Below are 7,072 nucleotides of genomic sequence, written 5' to 3'. Positions count from 1 at the left end.
TGCGCAACATCGCCGGCTTCAACAAGTTCGTGGAGACGCAGGACGCGGAGAAGTCCAACGCGAAGCCCGCCGGGGAGTCCGCGAAGAAGGCCGCGCCCAAGAAGCCCAAGAAGGTGGTCGTGGTGGACGTGGCCACGCCCGAGGACGCCATCATCGAGGAGTCCCACTCCGCCAGCGCCAACGCGGGCCCCGGGGTCGCCGCGCCCCGAGAGGACCTGGAGGACGCGCGCGAGGCCGTGAGCTTCGAGTCCGAGGAGTCGCCCATGACCGCCGAGGTCGCGGGTGACGAGGACGATGAGATGTCCGACGCGGTGGACGCCGCGCTCGAGGCCGCTGGCGAGTCGCCCCGGGAGGAGAAGGAGAAGAAGGAGGCGTGGACGAAGCTGCCCTACATCGTCGTCATCATCGACGAGCTGGCGGACCTGATGATGGTGGCCAGCCGCGAGGTGGAGACGTACGTGGCGCGCCTGGCGCAGATGGCCCGCGCCGCCGGTATCCACCTGATGGTGGCCACGCAGCGCCCGTCCACGGACGTCGTCACGGGCATCATCAAGGCCAACTTCCCCACGCGCATCAGCTTCATGCTGCGCTCGAAGCCGGACTCGATGACGATTCTCGGCACGGTGGGCGCCGAGGCCCTGCTGGGCATGGGCGACATGCTCATCATGCCGCCCACGAGCGCGCACCTTCAGCGTGTGCACGGCGCCTACGTCTCGGAGAACGAGATCAAGAAGGCGGTGGACCACCTCAAGTCGCAGGGCAAGCCGGTCTACGACGAGTCCATCCTCAAGCCGCGCGAGGAGGAGGGCGAGGGCGGTGGCGGCGAGGAGGACGAGCTGTCCGACGAGCTGTACGACCAGGCCCTGGCGACGGTGAGCGAGATGAGGGCGGTGTCCATCTCGATGCTCCAGCGCAAGATGCGCATCGGCTACAACCGGGCGGCGCGAATGATCGAGCGGATGGAGCGGGACGGCGTGGTGGGCCCGGCGGACGGGGCCAAACCCCGCGAGGTGCTCATCCGCGCGGTGGGCGAGATGGGAGCCGCATAACCCACCGCCCCCACGGGTTTCTCCAACGATGATCGTCACCATCAACCGGTTCCGAACCTCGCCCGAGCACGCGGAGCACCTGGAAGCCTCCTTCCGGGAGCGCTCGCGCAAGGTGGACCAGTACGAGGGCTTCCTGGGGCTGGAGGTGCTGCGCTCCTTCGAACCGGAGCCCGAGTTCCTGCTGGTGACGCGTTGGAGGGACCGGGAGAGCCTGCGGGCGTACTTCCAGTCGGAGGACTTCAAGACGACCAAGGCGGCCAGCGAGCGGCAGGACGCCACCTTCAGCATGTACGAGGTGGTGGCGCAGTGAGCACCTTCTGAGGGCCACAGCGGCTTTCCCGGTTCCCACCGGGCCTCCCGCCGTATAGAGCGAGCCCCCCTATGGCTGAACGTCTCGCCCTCTTCGCCACCACCGCCCGCGGTACCGAGGACCTCCTGGCCGAGGAGTTGAAGGAACTCGGCGCGCGCCGGATCCGCCAGGACCGGGGCGGGGTGCGCTTCATGGCCTCGCTCGACGAGGCGTTGATGGTGTGCCTCTGGTCGCGCATCGCGATGCGCGTGCTCTACCCGCTGGGCGAGTTCGAGGCCCGCGGTGCCCAGGGCCTGTACGACGCCGTGGCCACCGTGCCGTGGGAGGAGCACCTCACGCCGGAGACGACCTTCGCGGTGGAGGCCACGCTCAAGGACAGCGAGCACAGCCACACGGGCTTCGTGGCGCTGAAGGTGAAGGACGCCATCGTGGACCGGATGCGCGAGAAGCTGAAGGCGCGGCCGGACGTGGACACGAGGCAGCCAGACGTGAGCGTGGTGGCCCACCTGGTGCGCGAGCGACTGTCCCTCTCGCTGGATCTATGCGGCGACCCCCTGAACCGTCGGGGCTACCGGGTGCGCCCGACTCCGGCCCCGCTGAAGGAGACGCTGGCGGCGGCCCTGCTGCGCGCCTCGGGCTACACGGGCGAGGAGGCGCTGGTGGACCCGATGTGCGGCTCGGGGACCATCCTCATCGAGGGGGGCCTCATCGCCCGCCGGCGAGCCCCGGGCATCGCGCGCGACTTCGCGGTGGAGCAGTGGCCGCACCTGGGCGCGCGGGCGCGGGAGTTGCTCGCGGACCTGCGCGCGGATGCCCGCCGGAACGAGCGCAAGGTGGAAGTCCCCATCCTCGGCTTCGACAAGGACCCGGAGGCCCTGGAGGCGGCGCGGCGCAACGTGAAGGCGGCGAAGCTGGCCGAGGAGATCCACCTCGAGGAGGGCGACGCGACGAAGCTCCCTCCCCTGCCCGCCTCGGGGGGCCTCATCCTCACGAATCCGCCCTACGGAGACCGACTGGGCTCGGGCGGCCAGAAGGGGATGAAGAGCTTCTACTTCAAGCTGGGCGACACCCTGAGGGTGCCGGGCTGGCGCGTGTTCGTGCTCTCGGGCAACCCGGCCTTCGAGAGCGCCTTCCATGCGCGACCCCGGGGCCGGCGCGACCTGTGGAACGGCCCCATCGCCTGCACGCTGCTCGGCTACCCGTCTCCGTTCAGCCCGAGGGACTCAGAAGCGCCGCTCGGTGTGCCGGAGGAGGCGCTGGATGTTGCTCCGGTGCGTCCAGAGAATGAAGGCGAAGAGCAGGGCTGAGAGCCACGCGTACTCGGGGGCGCGGGCGGTGAGGGCGGCGGTGAGGACGGCCGTCACCCCGCCCGCGAGCGAGCCGATGGAGCTGACGCGCCAGGCGGCCACGAGACCGGCGAAGACGAGGGCCCCGGCGATGGCCGCCAGCGGCACGAGCACGGCGAGGACCCCGAGCGCGGTGGCCACGCCCTTGCCGCCGTTGAGCTTGAGCCAGACGGGGTAGACGTGTCCGAGGAAGGCCGCGAGCCCCACCGCCGAATGAACCAGGGGGCGACCGGGCAGGAGCCACAGCGCGAGGACCACGGCGAGGGCGCCCTTGAGGGCATCCAGCAGCAGCACCACGGCGCCGAGCTTCTTGCCGGCCACGCGGGTGACATTGGTGGCGCCGATGTTGCCGCTGCCGCTCTGCCGGACGTCCACGCCGCGGAACCAGCGGGTGAGCAGCACCCCGAAGGGGATGGAGCCCGCCAGGTAGCCGAGCAGGAGGAGGGCGGCGGCGAGCACGGAGGGCCTAGGTAAGCAGGTAGGGGAACTTCGTCTTGACGATGACCCAGGCGTAGTTGACCGCCACGAGAAGGGCCATGGCGATGCGGACCCGATGCCATTCGCGGGGAGAGAGGTCCACCTCGGGGATGGGCATGGCGAAGACGAGGTGCAGCACCGTCACCACGACCATGAGGGCGAAGAAGCAGGCCGCCACCGTGCCGAGCGGGTTGGCGTCCCAGGCCCCGGCGAGGTTGAAGTGGGCCACCCGGTCCGCCACCCGCGTCAGTCCGCAGCCCAGACAGGGCCAGCCCGTGGTCTCCCGCAGGGCACAGCCCCAGAAGGGAATGAGCCGGGCCACGGGGATGTAGCGGGCGACGAGCAGCCCGACGAGGCCCACGAGGCCGAGCGCATCGGTGAAACCGAGGGTGCGGTTGGGCTTGGGGACGGTGACCTTCACGTTGGGTAGTGTAACCGGGATGGCGGGCGCCTTGCCCGGACAAAGGCTTCGGGCTATCGGTGAGGGATGAAGACCTTCCGCTCCGCCCTGGTGATGCTGTTCGCCCTCCCCCTCGTGGCGCTGGCCGAGGCTCCGGCCCCGGCAGCGAAGAAACCCGCCGCTCCGCCCACCGAAGCCGCCGCGAAGCCGGGCAAGGTACAAGAGGACTGTGGCCACCCGCCGCCGCCGGCCGATGCGAAGCCCGCCTCGGGCTGGACGCTGACGCGCGGGGAAGCGCTGAAGGGGGCTCCGGCCGTGACGCTGGCCGAGCTGCTGGCGAAGCCGCAGGCCCACGAGGGCAAGACGGTGCGCGTGGAGGGCCAGGTACGCAAGGCCTGCGAGAAGAAGGGGTGCTGGATGGAGCTCGCCGAGAGCGCGAAGGGGGCCGGGGTGCGGGTGACGTTCAAGGACTACGGCTTCTTCGTGCCGCTGGACTCGGCGGGCGCGTCGGCGCGGGTGGAGGGCGTGGTGAAGGTGTCGGAGCTGAGCGACGGCATGGCGAAGCACTACGAGGCCGAGGGGGCCATCGTTCCGCGAGGCAGCGACGGCAAGCCGCGTGAGGTGCAGCTGGTGGCCACGGGCGTCGAGCTGCGTCGCTGAGCGATGGCACGCAGCTTCAGCATGAGGGGCGTGATGGGCGCGGCCGACCGGGCCGTGCAATACGCCCGGAACTGGTTGTTGGCCACCGAGCCCACCTCGCGCGTCCATGACGTACAGGACGACCCGCGCTTCCAGCACCGTGGGGTGGATCTCCTCTGGGAGCTGCCCTCGGGAGAGGTGCGCGGCATCGAGGTGAAGGGAGACCGGCAGCCCCGGCGCAGGCGCTACTTCTTCGAGCTGGTGTCGAACCTGGAGCGGGACACCCCGGGCTGCTTCCTCTACAGCGGCGCGGATCTGCTGGTGTACGTGTTCCTGGCGCAGGGGGAGCTGCACGTGCTGCCGCTGAAGGCGGTGCGCGAGTGGTTCCTGCCGAGGGCGAAGTCCTACGAGCTGCGGCACACGTTCACGCAGACGGGGGCCATCCGCTACACGACGGTGGGGGCGGTGGTGCCGGTAAAGGACGTGCAGGAGGCGGTGGCGGAGGTGAAGTACATTCCCCTGCCCCGCCGGGGCGGACATACGACCGAGGAGCCCCAGGCGGCCGGACAACCGCCGCCGGAGCAGTCCCCTGGACAGGCGCCCCCCGAGGACGACGTGCCCTACTGAGCCCCCTCCCCCCCTCATGAGAGGAGGGAGAGGGAGCACCCCGGGTCAGCCGTGCTGGTGCTGGTGACGCCGGTGGCCCGGGTGGGCCGCGTCGTGAGCGGCCTCGATGCGGGCGCGGTCCTTGGCGAGGGCCGCGAGCGAGCCGCGCTCGCCCAGCTGCTTGTAGGAGTGCTCCAGACGGGCGACCAGGTCCAGCGCGAGGTGCCAGTCCTGGGTGCGCTCGGCCTCCTCCAGGAGGGGGCGGCCCACGGCGATGACCTTGTCGTTGGCGCCCAGGTGCAGCAGGCCGTCCACGGCGAGCACGCGCGAGATGGGCGCGCGCGAAGCATCCGTGGCCACCTTCTGGAGATCCTCGAGGGCCGGGTCCCGCTCGCCCTTGGTGGCGCGGATGATGGGCTTGGCGACGCCCCGACGGTCCGGCAGGAGGAACTCCTCCAGGTCGGCGAAGGCCTCGGCGTCGTCGATGTGGCCCGCCTTGGCGAGCATCTCGGCCAGGTCGTCGAAGGCGCGGGCGGAGCGCTCGTCGAACACGCGCAGGGCTTCCTGCATGAAGTTGAGATCGGGCTCGCCCTTGTCATTGACGGGGACGCGCTGGCGCAGCTCGTTGATGCGCTGGAAGGCGGGACCCACGGGGGCCTCCTGCGAGCCCTGGAGGAGCTGCCCGAGCGCGCCCATGAGCTGGGCGAGGCCCTCGGAGAGATCGTACGGGGCGACCCGATCCGTCAGCCAGCGCCGCCACAGCTCCCCGGCGGCCGCGAAGGGGAAGGGGGCGAACTGACCGGTGCCCTTCCACTGGGGCAACCAGCCCTCGGCGATGCCGGAGGGGTACTTCTTCTCGGCGAGCTGGCGGAAGTCCGCCTCGCTCACCTGGACGCCGTAGTGCCCGAGCGTCCCGATGATGGCCTCCGTCGAGTAGTCCTTCAGACCCTTGCGCTGCCACGCCTTGTCCACGCGATCCGAGCTCACCGCTGCCTCCTGGCGCCTGGAAACGGCGCGTGCGGCCTTCTAGCAGACAGCGGCCGACCGGGGCAGGGGTTGGAAGCCCGGATGTCAGACGGAAGGCGGCGGAGCCGCGTGGGGCACGATGGGCCACAGGGTGGGGTTGCGCCGCCCATCCTCCACGCGCCGGGCGAGGTAGGGCTGGCAGTCGTGCTCCTGGAAGGCGCGCTTGAAGGCGGCGAAGCTGCCCCCGGCCTTCCAGGCGTCCATCACGGCGAGACCCACCTCGGGGCCGCACTGAGCCATCATGTACTCCACCCAGGCCCAGCGGGCCGAGGTGGGACGGACCTCGGCGCGTCCCTTGAGACCCTTGCGCAGCCGCTCCAGCCGGTTCTCCACCTCGCGGATGCCGGCGAAGGGCGCCCCATCCAGGGGGGTGTTTCGCTTGGCCACGAAGGGCGCGACGCCAAGGGCCACCGGGAGGATCTTCGACAGCTCCGTGGTGAAGCGGGCCAGCTCGTCGATGTCGGCGTCCTCCTCCAGGGGGAGGCCGACGACGTTGTACACCTTGAGCTGCTTCATCCCCGCCGTCTTGGCGAAGTTCGCCGCGCGGATGATCTGCTCCTCCGAGTGCTTGCGGTCCACGAGGTCCCGCATGCGCTGCGAGGCCCCATCCGCGGCCACGGTGAGGTTGGTGGCGCCCCCGCGCCGGAGCTGATCCACCAGTTCCTGGGTGAGCCGGTCCGCGCGCAGCGAGGACACGCCCACCTCGCGGCCGGAGTCTACGAGGGTGCGCAGCAGCTCGACGATGCGCGGGTGGTCGGTCACGGCCGCGCCCACGAGGCCCACGCGCTTCGCATGCTCGGGGATGAGCGACAGCACCCGCTCGGGAGACACGGTGCGCATGCCGCCATTGGTGGTGCGCCGCATGACGCAGTAGTGGCACCCGCGCGAGCAGCCACGCTCGGGCTCGATGAGGAACATCGAGCGCAGCTCCGTATGCGGGGTGATGATGGCCGAGCGAGCGGGCAGCCTGGAATCGGTGGCCTTGGCGACGTGGTAGCGCTGCCCTCCCCTTCCGGGCACCCGGAAGCCCGGGATGCGGGCGAGGTGTGACAGGAGGGCGTCCTTGTCCAGGGTGGCCGCGGCCTCCAGGAGGAGGTGAATGAGATCCTCGGCTTCTCCCTGCACCAGCACATCGACGAAGGGCTCGAGCGGGTCCGGATTGGAGAAGGTGAGCGGCCCACCGGCCACGATGAGCGGGTGGCGCTCGTTCCGCTCCTCC

At 70.6% G+C, this 7,072-nt stretch carries 9 protein-coding genes; 5 read left to right on the top strand and 4 right to left on the bottom strand.

Annotation, left to right across the window (positions count from 1 at the left end):
• From VF794_RS10945 to VF794_RS10935, 3 genes are all read left to right on the top strand, one after another.
• A partial coding sequence (locus tag VF794_RS10945; RefSeq protein ID WP_331109460.1) for a DNA translocase FtsK occupies nt 1-1,049 on the top strand: 1,049 nt, incomplete at its 5' end.
• Nucleotides 1,050-1,077: 28 nt separating this feature from the next.
• A complete protein-coding gene (locus tag VF794_RS10940) occupies nt 1,078-1,359 on the top strand; it encodes an antibiotic biosynthesis monooxygenase family protein (protein WP_331109458.1) in 282 nt (93 codons plus the stop codon).
• A gap of 71 nt (nt 1,360-1,430) precedes the next feature.
• A complete protein-coding gene (locus VF794_RS10935) occupies nt 1,431-2,666 on the top strand; it encodes a THUMP domain-containing class I SAM-dependent RNA methyltransferase (protein WP_331109457.1) in 1,236 nt (411 codons plus the stop codon).
• On the opposite strand, the gene plsY is transcribed toward VF794_RS10935, so the two are convergent.
• Both plsY and VF794_RS10925 read right to left on the bottom strand, forming a co-directional pair.
• Nucleotides 2,583-3,164 carry a glycerol-3-phosphate 1-O-acyltransferase PlsY gene (plsY, locus tag VF794_RS10930; protein WP_331109455.1) on the bottom strand — a complete coding sequence of 194 codons (582 nt, stop codon included), beginning with the start codon at nt 3,162-3,164 and terminating at the stop codon, nt 2,583-2,585. The two genes, VF794_RS10935 and plsY, sit on opposite strands and share 84 nt — an antisense overlap.
• 7 nt (nt 3,165-3,171) lie before the next feature.
• Entirely contained in the window at nt 3,172-3,603 is a 432-nt protein-coding gene (locus tag VF794_RS10925; RefSeq protein WP_331109453.1) for a DUF2752 domain-containing protein, read from the bottom strand.
• Between the two features lie 66 nt (nt 3,604-3,669).
• On the opposite strand from VF794_RS10925, the gene VF794_RS10920 reads away from it, so the two are divergent.
• A complete protein-coding gene (locus VF794_RS10920; RefSeq protein WP_331109451.1) occupies nt 3,670-4,242 on the top strand; it encodes a DUF4920 domain-containing protein in 573 nt (190 codons plus the stop codon).
• Between the two features lie 3 nt (nt 4,243-4,245).
• Nucleotides 4,246-4,848 carry a hypothetical protein gene (locus VF794_RS10915; RefSeq protein ID WP_331109450.1) on the top strand — a complete coding sequence of 201 codons (603 nt, stop codon included), beginning with the start codon at nt 4,246-4,248 and terminating at the stop codon, nt 4,846-4,848.
• Between the two features lie 45 nt (nt 4,849-4,893).
• Here the strand turns inward: VF794_RS10915 and VF794_RS10910 are convergent, their stop codons facing one another.
• Nucleotides 4,894-5,814, bottom strand: a complete 921-nt coding sequence (locus tag VF794_RS10910; protein WP_331109448.1) for a hypothetical protein — start codon at nt 5,812-5,814, stop codon at nt 4,894-4,896.
• 84 nt (nt 5,815-5,898) lie between these two features.
• On the bottom strand, nt 5,899-7,072 hold a 1,174-nt coding region (locus VF794_RS10905; RefSeq protein ID WP_331109446.1), incomplete at its 5' end, for a B12-binding domain-containing radical SAM protein.

It is taken from the genome of Archangium sp. (assembly GCF_036389735.1).
Taxonomy (GTDB): Bacteria; Myxococcota; Myxococcia; order Myxococcales; family Myxococcaceae; genus Archangium.
Note: the sequence above shows the minus strand (reverse complement) of the source record. Positions and strands in the feature narration are given on the sequence as shown.